An 18,576-nucleotide genomic window follows, 5' to 3' on the forward strand; every position below is an offset into this window, starting at 1 on the left:
ATGATGTCGTCAACCAACCCAGGGAAACCGACCATGACTGTCAGACTTGATCCGCTCGCCGCCGCCCCCAAGATCATGAAGATCTGGTTCGACGCGTCGGTTGCGATCTCCTCCAGCCTCGAGCCGAAGCTCGCCGAGCTCGTGAAGATCCGCGCCTCGGAGATCAACGGCTGCGCCAATTGCATCAATTTGCACACGACATTTGCCCGCGATGAGGGTGAGACCGAGCAGCGCATCTACCTGCTGTCGGCCTGGCGCGAAGCGCCCTGCTACACCGATCGCGAGCGCGCCGCGCTCGGCTGGACCGAGGCCCTGACGCGGATCTGCGAGCAGCATACCCACGTCGCAGCCTACGAGACGCTGAAGGCGCATTTCACGCCGGAGGAGCAGGTCAAGGTGACCTTGCTGATCAACATCATCAACGGCTGGAACCGGATCGCGGTCGGCTTTGGCGGCTTCGTCGATCCGCACGTGATCAAGGCCAGGACGGCCGCGGCGTGACCGCGGAAACGGCACGAGACGACGCAGCGGCTGACTTCGCGCCGCTGCGTCCCAGGCTGATGCGCGTCGCCTATCGCATGGCCTCTGCACTAGGCGGCAGGGCTCCGTTCGGTCTGGATCGCCGGCCGATTGACGCGGCGACGATATCTGACTAAAGTCAGATATATGCTCGACCCCGTGTCCCGCGTCCGTCGCTTCAACCGTGCCGTGACCTCCGCCGTCGGCGCGCTCGACACCTCGTTCCTCGGGCGCGGCCGGCCGCTCGGCGCGGCGCGCGTGCTGAACGCGATCGGACACGGCCGCGCCGATGTCGGCGAGATCAGGGATTATCTCGGGCTCGATTCCGGCCTGATGAGCCGCCTGCTGCGCAGCCTCGAGGACGAAGGCCTGATCGAGACCACGGCGCATGGCGACGATGCGCGCCGCCGCATCGCACGGCTGACGGCGGCGGGTAGGCGCGAGTTCAACGCCTATGAGGCGATCTCCAACCGGCAGGCCAAGGACTTTCTCACCCACCACAGCCAACGCGAGGCGCTGCTGGCGGCGATGGACCTGATCGCATCGGCGCTCGGCCGCGACGGCACCGCCCTCGATGAGATGGATCCGCGCAGCGACGAGGCGCGCTACTGCCTCGGCGAATATTACGCCGAACTGGCGCGGCGATTCGAGAAAGGCTTTGACGTCAAGCTGTCGCGCGACCCTGAGGCCAAGGACATGGTGCGCCCACGCGGCAGCTTCATCGTGGCGATGTCGGACGGCCTGCCGATCGGCTGTGTCGGGCTGAAGGGCAGCGGCGGCGAGTTCGCCGAGATCAAGCGGCTCTGGGTCGCACCTGGCGCGCGCAGCCTCGGCCTTGGCCGCCGCCTGATGGACGCAGCCGAGCAGGCCGCACGCGAGCTCGGCATCGCGGTGTTGCGGCTCGACACCAACAGCGCGCTGCCGGAAGCCGGCCAGCTCTATCGCAGGACGGGCTGGACCGAGATCCCGCGCTTCAACGACGACCCCTACCCCGATCTGTTCTTCGAAAAGCATCTCTGAACGGCGCGCCGCACGCGGTGCCCGGGATCAGCATGTTGTCCGGCGCGATGCACTGGCCTAAGACACGGGCATGACCATTCGCCCCATCGTGCGCTATCCCGATCCGCGCCTTGCACTGCCGGCCGAGCCGGTGACCATGTTCGACGAGGCGCTGCGCGAACTGGCGCAGGACCTGCTCGAGACCATGCGCGCGGCGCCCGGCATCGGCATCACCGCGCCGCATATCGGCGTATCCCTGCGCGTCGTGGTGCTCGAGCTCGATGCCAGCGAGGGCGCGCGGACCTATGTCAATCCGGAGATCATCCGGACCTCGCCCGAGATAATCCTGCACAAGGAAGGCAGCGTCTCGATGCCCGGGGTCAACGACGAGGTCGAGCGTCACGCCCGCGTCCGCATCCGCTATCAGGATCTCGACGGCAACATGCAGACCGAGGAATCCGACGGCCTGCGCGCCGTGTGCCATCAGCACGAGATCGATCAGCTCGACGGCGTGTTCTGGATCAGGCGGCTGTCCCGCATCAAGCGGGAGCGCCTGATCAAGCGCTTCGACAAAATCTCGCGGACGTGATCGTAGCCCCGCATGAGCGAAGCGACATGCGGGACAAGCCGCGATCAGCAGACGGAAAGGCCCCGGATATCGCTGCGCTCATCCGGGCTACGCGTCTTGCGCGAGCGAACCAACCTGCCTTCGTCCTACCCTCCCGCCATCAGATCCTTGGCCAGCGCCATGTAGGCCGGCAGCGTCACAGGGTCGTTGGCCGCGTTGCCGGCGGCCGGGTGCGAAGCGTAGCGCGCGATCACCATCTCGGCCTTCGGATCGATATAGAGGCCCTGGCCATAAACGCCGCGCGCCATGAAGGCGCCGTGCGCATTGTGCGTCACCCACCATTGATTGCGGTAGGATGCCCCTGGCAGCGTGGTGTAGCCGGCAGGCTTGAATTTCCCGGGATCGCCGCCGCGCGCGATGTCCTCGACCACCTGAGACGGTACGATCTGGCGGCCGTTGAAGCGGCCGTGGTTGCGGATCGTCTCGCCGAACCGGGCAAGATCGCGCAGCGTCGTCGACAATCCGCCGCCACCGCTTTCGGTGCCGATGCGATCGACGTGATAATGCGCATCCTCCTCGGCGCCCATCGGGGCCCAGATCCGCTCGGAGAGCAGGTCCGATAAGGTCATGCCGCTGGCACGGCGGCAGATCCAGGCCAGCACGTCGGTGTTGACGGTCTTGTAGGCGAACGCCTTGCCGTGCTCACCCAGCTTCTGCTGCGCGCAGAGGAAATCGAAGATATTGGTCGCGCCCTCATAGCCCGGCTCGATCGGCGCCATGCCGTTGGCGCGCCGCAGCCCCCACACGTCGGAATTCTTGTCGGTATAGACCTCGGTGTATTTGAGGCCGGTGGTCATATCCATCGCCTCGTGCACGCGGGCATCGCCGAACGCGCTTGCCTTCAGCTCCGGCACGTAATCGGTGATCGGCGCCTGCGGATCGATCTTGCCCTCCGCAATCAGGATGCCGGCGAGCGTGCCGGTGAACGATTTGGTCACCGACATCGCGATGTGCGGCTTGTGCGACCTCAGGGCGCCGAAATAGCGCTCGTAGATCAGCTTGCCCCGGTGCAGCACGGCGATGCCGTCGGCATAGGTCTCCTCGAGCATGCGCGCGAAGGTCATCGGGCGGCCGTCCATCGTCACCGATGCCGACGCGCCGATATCATGGTCTTCGCGCGGCAGCACCGACGCCGGCCCTGCCCCGCGCCAGACATTCACGGTCGGCACCAGCTGGCGGATGTTGCTCCAAGCCCAGCGCAATTCGGGGAAGCTGCGGAACGAGCCGTTCTGGAAGGTGATGGTCCTGTCCTGCGGCGGCGGAAAGCCCTGCATCCAGCCAAGCGTCTGCGGATCGGATTCGGCGGCGGTGAGATTTTGCTGTTGATTGGCGGCGGCTGCGACGGACATCAGGACTGGCTCCAGAGCTGCGAATGCGAATTTCGTATCACGCGACAGCACCAGGCACATCCCGCGTTTGCGCCGGGGTGATCGTCGCGGCGAGCGCACGCCGCAACGCAAATGGCCGCGCGCCGCACATACCGGCTCGATCGGACACCTGACTATCGAGCCCGGGCCAAATCATTCCACCACGCGGATTACCCCGCCGCCGCGCGCTCGATCGCGGCGATGTCGATGTTCTTCATCGTCATCATCGCCTCCATCGCGCGCTTGCCGGCGGCGCGGTCGGCGCTGTTGACGAGCTCAAGCAGCCGCCGCGGCGTGATCTGCCAGGCAAAGCCCCAGCGATCCCGGCACCAGCCGCATGGCAACTCCTTGCCGCCGTTGGAAGTGACCGCATTCCAGTAGCGGTCGGTCTCCTCCTGGCTGTCGGTGAGCACCATGAAACTGACCGCCTCGTTCGGCACGTAGTTCGAGCCGCCGTTCAGCCCCACGAAGCGGCGGCCGAGCACGGTGAACTCGACCGTCAGCTCCTCGCCCTGCCCGATGCCCGGTATCGGCGATTGATGGCCTGCGCCGACATGACTGTCGGGAAACGTCGCAGCATAAAACTCCGCCGCTTCGCGCGCCCGGCCCTGATCGAACCAGAGGCATGTAACGAGATCGGTCATGGCAGTCTCCTTGTTTGCGCGCAAAGGACGATTGGCGAAGACGGCAGCCGACATCGCGGCAACAGGCTGATGAAAAATATTTGCGGAACCGCGTTCGTCACAACACCCGCCTCTACACCCGATCGTCGTCCTGGCGAAAGGACCCATAACCACCGCAACTGATTGGGAACGGGATCACGGCCCCAGCGTCGCATAACAATTGAGATTTGGGGTAATGGGTCCCCTGGCTTTCGCCAGGACGACAGTGAGTGTGTGGCATGGCCTCCATCCCCAATCGTCGTCCCTGCGGGTTCTCGCCTTTGGCAGGACCGGTCCCGGATTTCGCTGCGCTTCATCCGGGCTAGGCTTGGCCAAAATATTCCGGAATCAGCTGTCGGGGCGCGCGCCGCCCGCTCGTCCTCAGGACGCAAGGACATGGAGAGAAACGATGACGCCCATCATTACCGCCTTCGAACGGTCGCCCGATGGCGGCAAGGGACTGGCGCGCGATACGCGCGTTCGCTGGGCGCTGGAAGAAACGGGCCAGCCTTACGAGGTTCGCCTTGTTTCGTTCCAGGCGATGAAGGAACCCGCGCATCTGGCGCTGCATCCCTTCGGCCAGATTCCGACCTATGAGGAAGGTGATCTGGCGCTGTTCGAGACAGGCTCGATCGTGCTCCATATCGCCGAGCGTCATGCCGGCCTGCTGCCCGGCGATGCCAATGCCCGCGCCCGCGCGATCACCTGGATGTTTGCCGCGGTCAACACGGTGGAACCGCCGATCCTCGAACTCATGACCGCCAGGATTCTGGAGAGCGACAAGCCCTGGACCAAAGACCGCCTGCCGCTGGTCATGGATCGCATCCGCGACCGGCTGACGCAACTCTCCCCCCGCCTCGGCAAGGCCGACTGGCTCGACGGCGCGTTCAGCGCGGGCGACCTGATGATGGTGTCGGTGCTGCTCAGGCTGAGAGCATCGGGCATTCTCGAAGAATATCCGGGCCTGTCCGCCTATGTCGCCCGCGGCGAAGCCCGGCCGGCTTACCAGCGCGCTTTCGAGGCTCAGTTGGCGGTTAACACGGGTAAACCACCGACCGGCTGAGGTTGGCGACAACAGGGACAGCGCTCTCGCGCAGACGACAAAGCCGCCGGACATCGGTGCACTCGTCCGGGCCAGGTTTGCTAGTCGAATGGATCGTGTTCTGGCAGCGGTTCGGTCAGTTCGAAGCCTGGATGAAGCTGCGAAATAATCTCCAGTGCGGTGCGGCCGGGTGCGATCCCCGCGGGGTGCACGCGGGACGCATCGAAATACTGGTTGCTCAGCACCGCGACACCGCATTGCAGTTCCGGCACGACGATCACGATCGCTTCGAATCCGCCTCTGCTCGTCGCGCCGTTCTTTGTGAAAACGGTATGGCCCTGCGCGTCCGTGGTGATCTGCCAGGCGAGGCCCATGGTGACGCTGGTCTTCTCCCCGCAGATGGGGAATGTCCCCTGGTTCTGCTGCGTCAGCGCGATTTGCGACCCGAGCGGCCCGTTCGGGGCCGCGATCTGCGCCGCGAGAAACCTGATCATATCGTCGCCGGTGGTCTTCAGATCAAAGGCCGTGCCGCCGGTCGGCGTGTTGCGGTCGAAGACGATCTGGTATGGCGGCTCGGAGCTCTTGCTCCAATGCCCGATACATCCCTGCGCGATCTTCCACGACGAATTGAGCACGGCTCCGGTCTGCTTCATGCCGAGTGGACCGGTGACGTATTCGGCCAAAATTTCGTTGTAGTTATGGCCCTTGTCTTTCGCAAACATCTGCGTGACCGCAAAGCCCAAGGTCACGAAGCCGATGTTGGAATACTGCCAGCAGCCTTGCGGCGGCGTATCATATTGATTCCACCAGTTGATGAGTTCACTGGAGGGCGGCTCGTCCGCAAACAGCTGCTCGCTGTAGCCAGTCAAGCCGTCCCCCGGCTGCTCCGGCATGCCGGAGGTATGGGTGGCGAATTGCACGAGCTGGATGGCGTCCAGCACCGGCGTTCCCACCGCGTTCGCGCTGAAGAGGTTCAGATAAGGGCCGATGGTATCGTCAAGAGTGGGCCCACCAGCCTTGACCGCCACCGCCAGCAATGTGCTGGTGAACACCTTGGTCACCGATCCGATCTCGAACACCGTGTCGGTCGTGACACTGAATGGCGCGGGCGAAGAGCCGGCCACGCCTGACAGTCCCTTGGGGTAGACGTAGCCCTTGGTGCCGAACGACTTTTCGTCATAGACCGCGATGCAGCAGCCAGGGGCGTTGCTGATGTCGAGATATTTTTTTGCCGCCTGTTGAACGATCTGTGCCGGACTTGTCGTCGCCTCGATCATCTGGTCGCTCATTTCGCCCTCCTGCCGGTGAAGATGCACCATGTTGACCCTTGGTTGCATCATCTCATATAACGCCGTTCAGCGCGAGTGAAATCACCGTGACTATTTGTTTCAAGTTCGCTCAGTGGAGCGTTCGCGCGGAAAAACAGCGTCGTCAGACGCCGGCTTGCGCCGACTTCCCGGCAGTCGCGAAGAGTCTCGCGGGAAATCGGGGCCGGGTTAGCCGAACGCGTAACCTGCTGCCTCGCGGCCGGCTTCAAGATGTGGCGGATTACGCTTCGCCGGTCCACCTGCGCGCTCAGCTGGATTATGCTTGCTGCCAGGGCATCGGAAATGACATGGTCGATCTCACACTGCCGATGCAGGCAGAGCGCAGGACTTCTTCGTGAGCCCCAATCAAGCGATCAAACTTGCGGTGATCGGACGCGGCCTGATCGGATCGGCAGCTGCGCGGCATCTGAGCAAGATGGGCCACGATGTTGCGCTGATCGGGCCCGATGAGCCGGCGGATTTTTCGCGCCATGGCGGCGTCTTCGGCAGCCACTATGACGAGGGCCGCATCACGCGGAGTTACGATCCGGGGCCGTTCTGGCGGCAAGCGAACCGCGCCGCGATTTCGCGCTACGGCGAGATTGCAGCGGAGAGCGGCGTGGAGTTCTATCGGGAAGCTGGAGCACTTCACATCGGCCGCAGCGAAACCAGCGATGTTGCTTCGATCGGCAGGATCTGTGCCGAAGACGGGATCCGGTGTGAAGCCTATCATGATGCGGGGCTCGCGGAGCGCTTTCCGTTTCTGAAATCGACGGCGGGAATGCAGGGTTATTTCGAGCCGCACAATGCCGGATACATCAGCCCGCGCCGCCTGGTCCGCGCGCAGACGATCGCGGCGGAACGCGCCGGCGCCCGGATCATCGACGAACCCGCGCTGGGGATTTCGGAAAGCGGCTCCGGCGTCACGATCCGGACGCGATCGGGGAGCGTCGAGGCCGAGCGCGTTCTGGTTGCGGCGGGCGGGCACACCCAATCGCTGCTCGGCCGCTCCCTGGGCTTTACGGTCTATGGGCGGACCGCGGCGCTGTTCCGGCTTGGTGCGGCGGAGGTTCAACGCCTGGCCGGAATGCCGTCGATGCGTTGTCTCGGGCCCAAGGGCGACAATCCCTACATCCTGCCTCCGATCCGCTATCCGGACGGCCAGACCTGGCTGAAGCTCGGCGGCGATCCGGTCGATCTTCCGCTCGGCAGCGAGGCCGATATCAAGAACTGGTTCCGCTCGGGCGGATCGATTGAGGTTGCCGATCGGCTTCAACAACAGATCCTTGACCGCATTCGCGACCTCGCTTTCGAGGAGCGCCGCGTCGTGCCTTGCATGACCACATTCGGCGACAGCGGCCTGCCCTGCATCGGACCACTTTCAGAGCGCGTCACAGTCGCCTTCTGCTGCTACGGCAAGAGCGCAAAATGTTCGGACGAACTGGGCCGGCTCGGCGGCATGGCGCTGCTCGGCGAGGTCCGAGCGGAGCTCGCGCCGTGACGGAGTTTTGTGCGGCGTTTGCGTCCGAAAGTTCCTAGGCACGGGTAGCCCGCACGAGCGCAGCGATATGCGGGACGCCACGACACGCCCCGGATATCGCTTCGCTCATCCGGGCTACGCTTGCTGAACCCGTAGGAGCGTCAACGCGCACGTAACGCACCCTCACGATCATCACGCGAAGACGTGATGGATTACGCTTCGTTCATCCGGCCTGTCGGTGATGGTCTGCATCGCGCGACACAACGGCGAGGATCGCATTGCTCACGCAGCGTTGAGCCGGCGTGAGTGATGATTGCATTCAAGTCCGCCGTCGCCGTGCACAAATATCTGACGAGGCCAGACTCCTCGGCCCCATAAACAAAACGGAGAAACTCCATGACCAACGTCAAACTCCTGTCGGCTTCCTTGATCGCGGTTGCCATGATCGCGTCGCCGGCAATGGCGCGTGAAACCCACGCGATGTCCCGCCACGTCGCGGAGGCGAGCGCCGCCGCGCCGACCGAGCCCGTCTATGTCGACGGTCGCGCCTGCATTCCGGCGCCGCGCGTCGGTTCATTCGCCACCGCGCCCTGGACCGGCAACAATGTCCCCTGCGAGCCGGGCCCATATTGATCGCTCAGCGCGCATCGATCGGTCGGGCGGCCTCCTAGCTGCTTGACCGCCGTGGTGTGCCATCGCGACGATGAAACAGCGAGTAGCCCGCATGAGCGCAGCGATATGCGGGGCACCACGCGACACACGGATAGAAATGCCCCGGATATCGCTTCGCTCATCCGGGCTACGCTTTGCTACCGTCAGCAGCGCAAGGGAATTGACCGCGATTTTCGCTTGGTGCAATCGCAGCTCGCCTCCGACCGGATTGCGGCAAGCGCCATCGGCGACCTGCCCGCGCGTCAGTCGCGTGATACGGACAGTCCGGCGAGAAGCGGCGCGTATGCGGTGAGCCTGCGGGATACGAACTCCGTGAAGAGCCGCACGCGCTTCGTCTTGCGTGTCTCCCCCTGTGTGAGAAGCCAGAGCGTTCCGTACATGTGCAAGTCGGTGCCCGGCACCCTCACCAGCAGCGGGTCGGCATCTCCGACGAAGCACGGCAGCGTCGTCATGCCGATCCCCTGCTGCACCGCGACGATCTGCGCCGCGGCATCTGTGGCCCTGAACGGAACCTCGGCGGCGCGAACCTCACCCTCGTGGGCCCAGTCCGGGATTCCGTGAATACTTATGACGATCCACCTGACGGGGTCAGGCGCGCCCGCGCGCCACGCGGCCAGTCGATCGCGGGATATGTAGATGCCTCCGAACAGCTCCGGTCCCTTCAAGCCGTGAAGATTGAGCGGCAGGGTTTTGCGGTCGTAGACGACGCGGATCGCTACATCGGCCTCCCGGTTGGTCAGATTTGCCAGCTCGCCGGACGACAAGATTTCCATCTCGATATCCGGATGCAGTCGCGCGAAATCGGAGAAGTCCGGCATGAGCAGGTGTGTCGCGAGGGGCGGCGCCAGCGTCACCCGCAGAAGCCCGCGCACGCCCTGGTCGCGGCCGAAGACGCGCGTCTCCAGCTGGTGCGACGAGGCCTCCATCTGGTCCGCGAGTTCGAGGACCTCCTCACCCGCAGCCGTCAGGCGGTAGCCCGAAGGCAGCTTCTCGAACATCTGCGCTCCGAGCCGCTCCTCCAGTTGGGCGACGCGTCGCAGCACGGTCGAGTGGTTCACCCCGAGGCGCTCGGCGGCAGCCCGCACCGAGCCTCCGCGCGCGACGGCAAGAAAGTAGCGAACGTCATCCCAGTCGATCATGGTGCAATCCAGCACCGCTGGGGTGCGCCTTCCAAAGCCCGTCTCCAGTACGTCGAACAGCATCTCGTATGTGGGTAGCACGGGCGATCATCATAGCCCAAGCCGAATAGCCACGCCGACAAACGCGCCCCAATTCCGAACGGCGGACACCAATCGTCGCGGCTGGCGTCAGTCATCCGGCCGGATCGATTTCGCACCACCGATGTGCGCGCTTCCGCACTCAACGCCTGACGCCGGCGGAGCTACGTCGAGGTTCTCGAGGGCCATCTGGCAAATGGGACCAGAGACGCTGTCCGGCACGACGAAAGGAGAAGTCATGGGAAAGCTTGAAGGTAAGGTTGCAGTCATCACGGGTGGATCGAGCGGCATGGCGCTGGCGAGCGCCAGGCGGTTCGTTGAAGAAGGCGCATATGTTTTCATCACGGGCCGAAGGCAGGAGGTGCTCGACGAGGCCGTCAGGCTGATCGGCCGGAACGTAACCGGCGTGCGCGGCGACGCGGCCAATCTCGACGACCTCGATCGTCTGTTCGACACGGTCAAGCGGGAAAAGGGCAGGATCGACGTCCTGTACGCGAGCGCCGGCATGGGCGAAGCCGTCCCTCTGGGCGAGATTACCGAGCGGCATTTCGATGCGACCTTCAACCTGAATACGCGCGGAACGCTGTTTGCGGTTCAGAAGGCGTTGCCGCTGTTCAACGATGGCGGATCGATCTTCATGACCGGGTCGGTCGCGTCGGTAAAGGGCTTTCCCGGTTACGGCGTGTATGCGGCAAGCAAGGCGGCGTTGCGCTCATTCGCGCGCACCTGGCTCAACGAACTGAAGGGCAGGAATATCCGGGTGAACGTGCTGAGCCCGGGGCCGATCGCCACACCGATGCAGGACCAGGTTCTCGACGAGGCGGCGAAGCGGATGTTCGAATCCCTGATCCCGCGCGGAAAGATGGGTCGTCCCGAGGAAATTGCGGCGGCCGCGCTGTTTCTTGCCTCAGACGATTCGAGCTTCGTGAATGGGGTGGATTTGTCTGTCGACGGCGGTTTTTCGGCCATCTGAAATCGAATCAACACGGATCGGAGAAGCACTATGAGCTACGCGATTGTAGGATTCGGTAAGATAGGCCAGGCCCTCGCCCACGCCTTCGCCCGTAAGAACATCGACGTGACCGTCGCGAGCCGCCGGCCGCCCGAGGCGTTGGCGCCGCAGGCTCGGGCGATTGGACCCACGGTCGTCGCCAAGTCGTTGCGGGAAGCGCTCGAGGCCGACACAATCATCCTGGCGGTCCCGTTCGGGGAGCATCGCGAGGTCGCGAAGGCCCTGCCGAGCTGGAAAGGCAAGACGGTGATCGACGCGATGAACGCGTTTCCAGTCCCTGAAGAGCTGGACGGCCTGCCGTCCTCCGCCTTCGTCGCGAAGGCGTTCACCGGCGCCAAGCTCGTCAAAGGGTTCAATCACCTGATTGCGGCCATCTTGGCTGCCGATCCGATCGTCGAGGGTGGGCACCGGGTGGTCTTGCTGTCTGGTGACGACGAGGACGCGGTCGCGCCTGTGGCGGCCTTGGCGAAGCAACTCGGGTTCGCACCCGTCAAGCTGGGAAGGCTCAACGAGGGTGGCGCGCTGGTGCACGCACGCGGCCGCACTTGGGGCCCGCTCATCTTCCAGGATTTGTTCAAGAAGGAGCAGTGATTGATCCCGGCCGTGTGATTTGACCGAGAAGTGAGTAGCCCGCATGAGCGCAGCGATATGCGGGGCACCCGCGACGCGCGGATAGAAAATGCCCCGGATGTCGCTGCGCTCATCCGGGCTACGCTTGCCATCCTGACGATCCGCCCTCGCGTAAGACTCGCGAGGGCGGTGTTCGCAAACGACGATCTTAATCAAGATGCCTCGATCGGCTCGGACATCGTTATCCGGTTCTTCACGCTGGGACGCTCCTGCATCACTGCATACCATGCCAAAAGAGCCTCGCACTCCATCGGCACCGGCACCTTCACCAGCCCCGCGAAGATCAAGCCGCCTATGAGGGTGATATCGGCCATCGTGAATGCCTCGCCGGCGACGAACGGCTGTCGTTTCAGAATGCCGTCAAAGTAGTGCATCCCCCTGAGGGCCTTGTCGCACTGACGGAATCCCCATTCGGGATTCTGATAGATCTCGACATGAGGCCCGAGACCCGGCGTGGCGTGGTGGAAATAGACGCTGATGGCATCGAGCAGTTCCAGTTCGGCGCGCTTGCTCATCATGTGGATCACACCCTTTTCGCGCGGCGTCCTGCCGGTCAGCGTCGGCGCGCCATTGAGCGCGTCAAGGTACTCGGTAATGGCCGTGCACTCGCCAATGAACGCCCCGTCGTCGAGTTCGAGCACCGGCAGCGTGCCGGAGTAGTTCTTGGCGAGGAATTCGGGCTTCTTGTGCTCGCCCTTGTAGAGATCGACCAATACGAACTCCACTTGCGACCTCAGGTTCTTCTCGGCCAAAGCGATGCGAACGCGGGCCGGATATGGGCCAGTTGGCCAATCGTAAATCTTCATTATGACTCCTGTCTACCTGTCACTTGGTAGGGTAAAATTAGCCTTCAAATCAGGCCGGTCAACGCCTATCTGTCACTTGGTAGATAACGAAGCAGTGAGGCAACGAAGTGAGTTCGAGCTCTCGGGAGGCCATCCTGGCGGCAGCAAAGCGGACCGCGCAGGCACGCGGCTATGGCGGCTTGATTTTCCGCGATCTCGCGGAGGAAGTCGGGATCAAGGCCGCCAGCATCTATCACCATTTTCCGAGCAAGGCCGATCTCGGCGTGGCCGTCGCGCGGCGCTACTGGGAGGACACCGCCGCCCAACTCGAGTCGATGCTGGCAGAAACGGCCGATCCTGTCCGCTGCCTGCGTCGATATCCCGATGTGTTTCGCAAAGCGCTCGAGAGCAACAACCGCATGTGCCTCTGCAGCTTCATGTCGGCAGAAGTCGACGACCTGCCGGACGTGGTGAAGAAGGAGGTCCAGACCTTTGCCGACGTCAACGTGGCGTGGCTGAGCAAGTTGTTGGTGGCCGCGGGCCTGGTCAGTTCGAGAAAGAGCGAACAGCGGGCCCGCGCCATCTTCGCCGCCGTCGCCGGCGCGCAGCTCGTCGCCAGAAGCCGCTCCGATATTTCGCTCTACGACGCGATGATCGACAATTATCGCGCCGCGGGTCTTTTGCCGGCATAGACGGTACGAACGTCAGGTCGAGGTGAGTAGCCCGCACGAGCGCAGCGATATGCGGGACACCACGACACGCGGATAGGACGTGGCCCGGATATCGCTTCGCTCATCCGGGCTACGCTTGCCGATGCATTGCTACGGACTCATTGCTTAAAGCAATGCTCGCGGTGCCACCTTAGAAAATGCGGATGCGGACGGTCAGACATGCGCTGAGGCGCAAGCGCCTGACCGGACTTGTTGATTATCGATCGTATCCCTTCCGGATCATTTGTCTGTCGCGAGATTAATATCTCCAAATCATCGGCCAAGCTGATCAAGCCCCGATCAAACATCCAATGCGCCGTGCCTGAAAGCGCGATCCCATTGCTGATAACATCAGGCCCGCTCGCTTCCACCGGCCGAATGTGTGCGGCAGCAACCTCCGCCCGGCCTCTTCCGTTGATGAGTTTCAGTCCCGTGATGGCGCACCGTTCATCATAGGCGCGCAGGACGACACGTCGGAAGACGCGATCGCGCAAAATCCTCGACATGGTAATACTAACGCGATCGCGCTGCTGGTCATATGTGAAAGGCACCTGCTCCTCTGCAAGAGACCGCAGCGGTATTTCATCGTCGAGCCGAGGCAGTAAAGGAGCCTTTTCCTCAAGGCCGAGTCCAACGATTCTACTGAAATCTTCAGGAGAGATTGGCCGCACCGCCGATTGAGCGCGTCCCGAAATCCGCCCCTCATCGTTGAGAACGCCTCGCTCTATCGGTCGCCCAGTTGGTTCGCTGAAAGGAACCGGATTCGCAAAGTCGAGATAGCTTCCCGGCTCAATCAGCGCGAGGTACATCCCAGGCGCCCCGGGGTCCGGAATAACTTGTTGAACCTTTGCAATCGCAAAGTAGCCCCGTGTTTCCGCGACCTTGCGCGGTTCGTAGTAAATTATCCAATCACCAACGCAGGCTTCTACGCGACGCAAATACTGGCTGGGAAATTGATATTGTTCGGCTGGACTGTCCTCATAGATCGAGTCCAGCCGATGAATGAATACTCCCAGTCCCATAGCTTGATCGGCAAAGCCTTTCCGTCTTGGTCTTCGAAGCTATTCTCCGAGAGATGGTAACTTGGACGGCCGCATGACGTCCGTCACTACTCCCACTCATTCATTTCGAGCGATTCTATCGCATTGTTTTCTAAGAACAAATTGCCCTCGCCAACGGTCAACTGCCGGTGGCTGATCCGTCACAATATTACGCACTTGAATTCACAGGAAAATTCACGTCGCTCGGAAGAATGCCGACTTCGGTAAGTATCAGAGTCAATCGACCGGATGGCCGCGCGTGCCTGGCCGGGAACGACACCGCTCGCGGTCGCACGGCGTGGCTTGCGGTACCGTCAATGACCAGCGTTGATTTAGTCTGTACGATGATCGCTCACGCCACTCACTCGGCGAGAAACACTTTTTCGCGGCAGCTCCTCGCTTGGAAGAGCCAGGATATGGTTTCAGCGAAGACTCATGAGATCGATCGCCGCAAGAGCATAAATCTTCGCGCAATCGACTACGTCTTGCTCATTGGCATAGTCGTCCACACCGGCCGACAACGTGGGCTGCGGTCCGAAACAAGCGGCCGGAACACCCTTATTCCGCCAATGACGGGCGTCGCTGCCCGGAAGTCGCACGACTAGACGAGGTGTTTTTCCTCGCACCTCACCAATCGCTTGAATCAGGCTCTTCGCATACGGGCTATCAACCGCCTCCCAGTTCGCATCCCACTCCTTCGGGTACGAGAGACGGATTCCCGGAATGGTGCTGGCGATCCTCTGCAGGCGGTCCTTGACGCTTGCAGCACTGATTCCCGGCGGAAGCCTGAAATCAAACCGCGCAATCGCGGACGGCGAGATCAGGCTGCGCACTTCGCCCGCGTCGATCACACCCGCGTTGGCCGACAAGCGAAGCCCCAAGTTTCCTTCTCCGCCGGTCACCCCGTTGAGCTCCTGCGGCAAGGTCGCGAAGACATCGTTGAAGGTATCGACCTGTACCATGAAGTTGGCGAGCTTGCCGACGGCGCTTTCGCCCCGCAGCGCGCGGGAAGAATGGCCTCCCGGTCCGGTTGCCTCGACATCGACCCAGAGAAGGCCTTTCTCCGCAACAGCGAAATCCATGAAACCGGGACCTTCTGCGCTGATCATAAAGTCGCCGGCAAGATCCGGCCGAACAGCGAGGAGGTGCTCGGTGCCGCGTCCGCCGAACATGACCTCGTCGCAAACGGCCGTGAAGCTCAGGGTCCCCGGAAGCTGCTCGCGATGCCGTGCAAGCACTGTCGTCGCGAGGGCCATGGCGGCGAGACCGCCCTTCAGGTTTCCCATGCCAAGGCCGTAAAGACGACCTTCCTTGCGGGTCAATTCGAGACGCGAAACGCTCCACGCGGACTCGTCGCCCGGCTGCATCGTGTCCATGTGGGCGTTGAAGACCACATGCTTTCCTTCCGCCGAGCCACTCAGCGTCAGGTGAACGTTGGCGGCGTCGTCCACAACGGCGATCCGCTCGCTCGCCAGCCCCCTCTCCCGGAAAAACGCCTGCAATTCGTCCGCGACCTCCGTCGTCCGCCCAGGCGGATTCATGCTCGGAGCCGCCACAAATCGACGGCACAGATCGACAAGAGCCTCGCGATCTTTGTCGATCTCATGCGAAACAAGCTTGTTCCAGCCCGACGACGTCATTGCACCAGTTCCTCCCTGGCCGCGTTCGACCAGCCGGCCACGACGCGCTCGGGCGGCTTTCCGACGATCCGCTCGTACACGACTGGATCGGTTGCTCCTTCCGTTCCGATGACCAGCACCACGCTCTCTTCAGTCAGCTTGACCGCATGCCGTGCGTCGGCGTCGCCGGCCGCCAGAAGTGCCGCAGCGAGACCCGCGACGGCGGACTCGCCGGCGACGATCGGATGATCGCCGTATCGACCATCGGCAAGCAAGCGCATCGTTTCCGCCGCGGAAGCGTCAGTGATCGAGAAGAATCCGTCGGTGCCCACATCGAGAATCGACCAGGCCAAAAGGGAGACCTCCCCGCAGGCAAGACCAGCCATAAGCGTGTCCAGCGTGCCGTGGTCGGCAGTCGGCTGCCCCGCCACCGCGCTAAGGTAGAGGCATCGCGCCGTCTCGGGCTCGGCCACGTAGAACAGGGGCGACCTCTCGCCGAAGCGCTCCCAAAGATAGGAGCAGACGGCCGCCGCGAGGCCGCCAACACCGCCCTGCACGAAGACGTGGGTCGGAAAAACACCGCGCGGCAGTTGCTCTATGGCCTCCTCCACCATAACTCCGTACCCCTGCATGACGTAGCGGGGAATGTCGGTATATCCCTCGTAAGACGTATCGGAGATCACCTGCCAGCCGTTTCGCGCGGCCGTATCCGCAGCCTCGCGAACGGCGGCGTCGTAAGTCCCGTCGACCACGCGTACTTCAGCGCCGTAGGCGGCGATCGCATCGCGGCGGCCCTGGCTCACAGAGGCGTGCACGAAGATCACGCACCTGCACCCGAACGTGCGGGCGCCCCACGCCACGGATCGGCCGTGATTTCCGTCCGTTGCACACGTCACAATCATGCCGGCCGTGATGTCTTTCAGCAATCCGGCCGCAAGCTGCCCGGTGCTCGGGCGCTTGCCGGTGAGAGCCTCGACCTGACGCTGCAGGAAGGAGGCCACCGCATAGGCTCCGCCCAGTGCCTTGAAGCTGCCGAGGTCAAAGCGAGCACCCTCGTCCTTATAGAAGATCGTGCGCACGCCCGCGGCGCGCGCCAGCCCGTCCAGACGCCGCAGCACCGTGGGACGGTAACCGGGCCAGGTCGTGATCTCCTTTCGCGCCTGATCGAGAGCTGCGAGGCTGAGGATATCGCCGCGTCCGTTCTCGCCGTACTTTTCCTGACGAACGGGGTTCGGGTTAGGTTGGAGGGAGAAGTTTTCGCTGAGTATTTTGGACATTTGGTCTCTCAATAGCCTAGTGCGACGCCGTCACGACGGGAATCTGCCCCGCCCCTTAGAAGCCCGCGCTTCCGGTCGATCCAGATCGCCTGGGCAGTTCCGAGTGGATTGGGCGCCGGCGTCGGCCGGTGCCCGAGAGCGCGAAGACCTTCGACAACATGCGCCGGAACGGTTCCTTCGACGTCAAGCACGTCGCCGCGAGCGAAGATGCGCGGTTGGTCGATGGCTTCCTGCACGGACATCTTGTAGTCGAGCAGGTTCGACAGGATCTGGATTTGTCCGATCGGCTGAAAGTGACCACCAGTCACACCGAAGGAAAGCACGCACTCGCCGTCGCGGGTGAGCATAGCCGGCAGGATCGTATGCATAGGACGCCTGCCGCCCGCGAACGCATTCGGATGGTCGGGTTCGAGCACGAAGCCGAAGCCACGATTGTGCAAAAGGACCCCGCACTCGGGGGCGACGATACCGCTGCCGAAATCGTCGAAGATAGAGTTGATGAACGAGACCGCTGTGCGGTCCTTGTCGACAACGGACAGAAACACCGTGTCCTTGTGTTCTGGCATCGCGATCGGAACGACGTCGGCCAACCGCGAGTTCTGCGATATTCGCCCGGTGAGGATGTCAGCACGAGCTGAGCTCTTCATGCGCTCGACAGGTACCGGTGCAGTATCCGGGTCGCCGACAAAGGCGTCCCGCTCCGCATAGCCGATGCGGGCAATTTCGGACAGCAGATGGTAGCGTTCGACCGATACCGGAGCGAAGTCCGCGACATTGTATCGGTCGAGCAGATTTGCCATGGCAAGGACAGCGACGCCCGAGCCGTTCGGCGGGCATTCCCACAATTCGTAGCCACGATAGGACGTCGATATCGGTGTCTCGTATCGAGGCCTGAACGCGGCGAAGTCCGCAAGCGTGTGAAAGCCGCCCAGCGAACGAAGCGTCTTAACGATGCTTTCTGCGATCCATCCCTCATAGAATACGTCCGCGCCCCTTGCAGCGACGCCCCTGAGGGCGCGAGCGAGCGTCGGCTGCACGTGCAGGTGGCCCGGCTTCGGCGCTCCCCCGGTGGGAAGAAAGACCGAGGTCGTCGCAGCAAGGCGGGACAGCTTCGGCACCTGCCTGCTCCAGTCCCGGGCCAGTCGCTCGGTGACCAAATAGCCGTTTTCCGCAGCTGCGATGGCCGGTGCAAGGAGACGCGCCAGATCGAACCTTCCGTGGTCCTCAGCAAGCTGCGCCCAGGAGCGCACAGCGCCCGGAACCGTAACCGTGTGGACGTTTTCGGGATCAAGCGTTCTGATTCCGGCTTCCGCGAGACGCCCGAGACTTACGGCGGCCGGCGCAGCTCCCGACCCGTTGAGGGCAATGACCGGCTGCCCTTCCCGCTTCAACAAGACAAAGCAATCCCCGCCGACACCTGTCTGGGTCGGCTCGACGACAGCAAGCATCGCGCCCGCGGCTACGGCTGCATCTACGGCGTTGCCGCCATCGCGTAGCACATCGATCGCAGCCAGGGTGGCGAGCGGGTGCGTCGTAGCGGCCATGCCGTTCACGCCGAACGCTTCGGAACGCCCCGGTGCCTCGAAGTTTCTCATGCCTCACTCTCCTGG

The 18,576-nt window shown here is 63.0% G+C and carries 18 protein-coding genes; 9 read left to right on the forward strand and 9 right to left on the reverse strand.

Features of this window, described 5'->3' with window-relative positions:
* Window positions 1-33: 33 nt before the first annotated feature.
* The 3 genes from J2R78_RS39260 (at window position 34) to J2R78_RS39270 (ending at window position 2,107) form a co-directional block, all read left to right on the forward strand.
* A complete protein-coding gene (locus tag J2R78_RS39260; RefSeq protein ID WP_253608993.1) occupies window positions 34-501 on the forward strand; it encodes a carboxymuconolactone decarboxylase family protein in 468 nt (155 codons plus the stop codon).
* Window positions 502-666: 165 nt separating this feature from the next.
* Window positions 667-1,539, forward strand: coding sequence for a helix-turn-helix domain-containing GNAT family N-acetyltransferase (locus J2R78_RS39265; protein WP_141342111.1), 873 nt, complete (start codon window positions 667-669; stop codon window positions 1,537-1,539).
* A gap of 70 nt (window positions 1,540-1,609) precedes the next feature.
* Window positions 1,610-2,107 (forward strand): peptide deformylase, encoded by a 498-nt coding sequence (locus tag J2R78_RS39270; RefSeq protein ID WP_253608994.1) that lies wholly within the window; start codon window positions 1,610-1,612, stop codon window positions 2,105-2,107.
* A gap of 125 nt (window positions 2,108-2,232) precedes the next feature.
* On the opposite strand, the gene J2R78_RS39275 is transcribed toward J2R78_RS39270, so the two are convergent.
* Both J2R78_RS39275 and J2R78_RS39280 read right to left on the reverse strand, forming a co-directional pair.
* Entirely contained in the window at window positions 2,233-3,495 is a 1,263-nt protein-coding gene (locus J2R78_RS39275) for a serine hydrolase (protein ID WP_253608995.1), read from the reverse strand.
* A 188-nt stretch (window positions 3,496-3,683) separates the two neighbouring features.
* Window positions 3,684-4,157, reverse strand: coding sequence for a VOC family protein (locus tag J2R78_RS39280; protein ID WP_253608996.1), 474 nt, complete (start codon window positions 4,155-4,157; stop codon window positions 3,684-3,686).
* Between the two features lie 427 nt (window positions 4,158-4,584).
* Between J2R78_RS39280 and J2R78_RS39285 the strand changes: the two genes are divergently transcribed.
* Complete coding sequence (locus J2R78_RS39285) at window positions 4,585-5,238, forward strand: glutathione S-transferase family protein (protein WP_253610030.1); 654 nt, start codon at window positions 4,585-4,587, stop codon at window positions 5,236-5,238.
* An 80-nt stretch (window positions 5,239-5,318) separates the two neighbouring features.
* Here J2R78_RS39285 and J2R78_RS39290 read toward each other — a convergent pair whose 3' ends face one another.
* A complete protein-coding gene (locus J2R78_RS39290) occupies window positions 5,319-6,506 on the reverse strand; it encodes a serine hydrolase (protein WP_253608997.1) in 1,188 nt (395 codons plus the stop codon).
* 373 nt (window positions 6,507-6,879) lie between these two features.
* Here J2R78_RS39290 and J2R78_RS39295 point away from each other — a divergent pair, with 373 nt between their 5' ends.
* On the forward strand, window positions 6,880-8,025 hold the full coding sequence (locus tag J2R78_RS39295) for an FAD-dependent oxidoreductase (RefSeq protein ID WP_253608998.1): 1,146 nt from the start codon (window positions 6,880-6,882) through the stop codon (window positions 8,023-8,025).
* A gap of 375 nt (window positions 8,026-8,400) precedes the next feature.
* Window positions 8,401-8,637 (forward strand): hypothetical protein, encoded by a 237-nt coding sequence (locus J2R78_RS39300; protein ID WP_253608999.1) that lies wholly within the window; start codon window positions 8,401-8,403, stop codon window positions 8,635-8,637.
* A 281-nt stretch (window positions 8,638-8,918) separates the two neighbouring features.
* On the opposite strand, the gene J2R78_RS39305 is transcribed toward J2R78_RS39300, so the two are convergent.
* A complete protein-coding gene (locus J2R78_RS39305; RefSeq protein WP_253609000.1) occupies window positions 8,919-9,815 on the reverse strand; it encodes a LysR family transcriptional regulator in 897 nt (298 codons plus the stop codon).
* A gap of 316 nt (window positions 9,816-10,131) precedes the next feature.
* Between J2R78_RS39305 and J2R78_RS39310 the strand changes: the two genes are divergently transcribed.
* The gene (locus J2R78_RS39310; protein WP_253609001.1) at window positions 10,132-10,866 is read left to right on the forward strand and encodes an SDR family NAD(P)-dependent oxidoreductase; all 735 of its coding nucleotides are present in this window, start codon (window positions 10,132-10,134) and stop codon (window positions 10,864-10,866) included.
* A 30-nt stretch (window positions 10,867-10,896) separates the two neighbouring features.
* Entirely contained in the window at window positions 10,897-11,496 is a 600-nt protein-coding gene (locus J2R78_RS39315; RefSeq protein WP_253609002.1) for an NADPH-dependent F420 reductase, read from the forward strand.
* Window positions 11,497-11,687: 191 nt separating this feature from the next.
* On the opposite strand, the gene J2R78_RS39320 is transcribed toward J2R78_RS39315, so the two are convergent.
* Window positions 11,688-12,341: a glutathione S-transferase gene (locus J2R78_RS39320; RefSeq protein ID WP_253609003.1), complete on the reverse strand. Its 654-nt coding sequence runs from the start codon at window positions 12,339-12,341 to the stop codon at window positions 11,688-11,690.
* Window positions 12,342-12,448: 107 nt separating this feature from the next.
* Between J2R78_RS39320 and J2R78_RS39325 the strand changes: the two genes are divergently transcribed.
* Entirely contained in the window at window positions 12,449-13,012 is a 564-nt protein-coding gene (locus J2R78_RS39325; RefSeq protein ID WP_253609004.1) for a TetR family transcriptional regulator, read from the forward strand.
* Window positions 13,013-13,149: 137 nt separating this feature from the next.
* Here J2R78_RS39325 and J2R78_RS39330 read toward each other — a convergent pair whose 3' ends face one another.
* From J2R78_RS39330 to ggt, 4 genes are all read right to left on the reverse strand, one after another.
* The gene (locus J2R78_RS39330) at window positions 13,150-14,052 is read right to left on the reverse strand and encodes an HNH endonuclease (protein ID WP_253609005.1); all 903 of its coding nucleotides are present in this window, start codon (window positions 14,050-14,052) and stop codon (window positions 13,150-13,152) included.
* Between the two features lie 440 nt (window positions 14,053-14,492).
* The gene (locus tag J2R78_RS39335; RefSeq protein WP_253609006.1) at window positions 14,493-15,710 is read right to left on the reverse strand and encodes a M20 family metallopeptidase; all 1,218 of its coding nucleotides are present in this window, start codon (window positions 15,708-15,710) and stop codon (window positions 14,493-14,495) included.
* Complete coding sequence (locus J2R78_RS39340; protein ID WP_253609007.1) at window positions 15,707-16,966, reverse strand: diaminopropionate ammonia-lyase; 1,260 nt, start codon at window positions 16,964-16,966, stop codon at window positions 15,707-15,709. Before J2R78_RS39340 ends, J2R78_RS39335 begins: the two co-directional genes overlap by 4 nt.
* An 8-nt stretch (window positions 16,967-16,974) precedes the next feature.
* Complete coding sequence (gene ggt / locus J2R78_RS39345) at window positions 16,975-18,561, reverse strand: gamma-glutamyltransferase (protein ID WP_253609008.1); 1,587 nt, start codon at window positions 18,559-18,561, stop codon at window positions 16,975-16,977.
* Between the last annotated feature and the right edge of the window lie 15 nt (window positions 18,562-18,576).

Origin of the sequence: Bradyrhizobium sp. USDA 4538, from assembly GCF_024171045.1 — a bacterium.
GTDB classification, from domain to species: Bacteria; Pseudomonadota; Alphaproteobacteria; order Rhizobiales; family Xanthobacteraceae; genus Bradyrhizobium; species Bradyrhizobium australafricanum.

What these genes read in the sequence shown, in the direction of transcription:
- J2R78_RS39320 (WP_253609003.1), bottom strand. Translation starts at nt 12,341, where the DNA reads ATGAAGATTTACGATTGGCCAACTGGCCCATATCCGGCCCGCGTTCGC.
- J2R78_RS39275 (WP_253608995.1), bottom strand. Translation starts at nt 3,495, where the DNA reads ATGTCCGTCGCAGCCGCCGCCAATCAACAGCAAAATCTCACCGCCGCC.
- J2R78_RS39270 (WP_253608994.1), top strand. Translation starts at nt 1,610, where the DNA reads ATGACCATTCGCCCCATCGTGCGCTATCCCGATCCGCGCCTTGCACTG.
- J2R78_RS39280 (WP_253608996.1), bottom strand. Translation starts at nt 4,157, where the DNA reads ATGACCGATCTCGTTACATGCCTCTGGTTCGATCAGGGCCGGGCGCGC.
- J2R78_RS39290 (WP_253608997.1), bottom strand. Translation starts at nt 6,506, where the DNA reads ATGAGCGACCAGATGATCGAGGCGACGACAAGTCCGGCACAGATCGTT.
- J2R78_RS39315 (WP_253609002.1), top strand. Translation starts at nt 10,897, where the DNA reads ATGAGCTACGCGATTGTAGGATTCGGTAAGATAGGCCAGGCCCTCGCC.
- J2R78_RS39260 (WP_253608993.1), top strand. Translation starts at nt 34, where the DNA reads ATGACTGTCAGACTTGATCCGCTCGCCGCCGCCCCCAAGATCATGAAG.
- J2R78_RS39285 (WP_253610030.1), top strand. Translation starts at nt 4,585, where the DNA reads ATGACGCCCATCATTACCGCCTTCGAACGGTCGCCCGATGGCGGCAAG.
- J2R78_RS39300 (WP_253608999.1), top strand. Translation starts at nt 8,401, where the DNA reads ATGACCAACGTCAAACTCCTGTCGGCTTCCTTGATCGCGGTTGCCATG.
- J2R78_RS39265 (WP_141342111.1), top strand. Translation starts at nt 667, where the DNA reads ATGCTCGACCCCGTGTCCCGCGTCCGTCGCTTCAACCGTGCCGTGACC.
- J2R78_RS39330 (WP_253609005.1), bottom strand. Translation starts at nt 14,052, where the DNA reads ATGGGACTGGGAGTATTCATTCATCGGCTGGACTCGATCTATGAGGAC.
- J2R78_RS39340 (WP_253609007.1), bottom strand. Translation starts at nt 16,966, where the DNA reads ATGTCCAAAATACTCAGCGAAAACTTCTCCCTCCAACCTAACCCGAAC.
- ggt (WP_253609008.1), bottom strand. Translation starts at nt 18,561, where the DNA reads ATGAGAAACTTCGAGGCACCGGGGCGTTCCGAAGCGTTCGGCGTGAAC.
- J2R78_RS39305 (WP_253609000.1), bottom strand. Translation starts at nt 9,815, where the DNA reads ATGATCGACTGGGATGACGTTCGCTACTTTCTTGCCGTCGCGCGCGGA.
- J2R78_RS39335 (WP_253609006.1), bottom strand. Translation starts at nt 15,710, where the DNA reads ATGACGTCGTCGGGCTGGAACAAGCTTGTTTCGCATGAGATCGACAAA.
- J2R78_RS39310 (WP_253609001.1), top strand. Translation starts at nt 10,132, where the DNA reads ATGGGAAAGCTTGAAGGTAAGGTTGCAGTCATCACGGGTGGATCGAGC.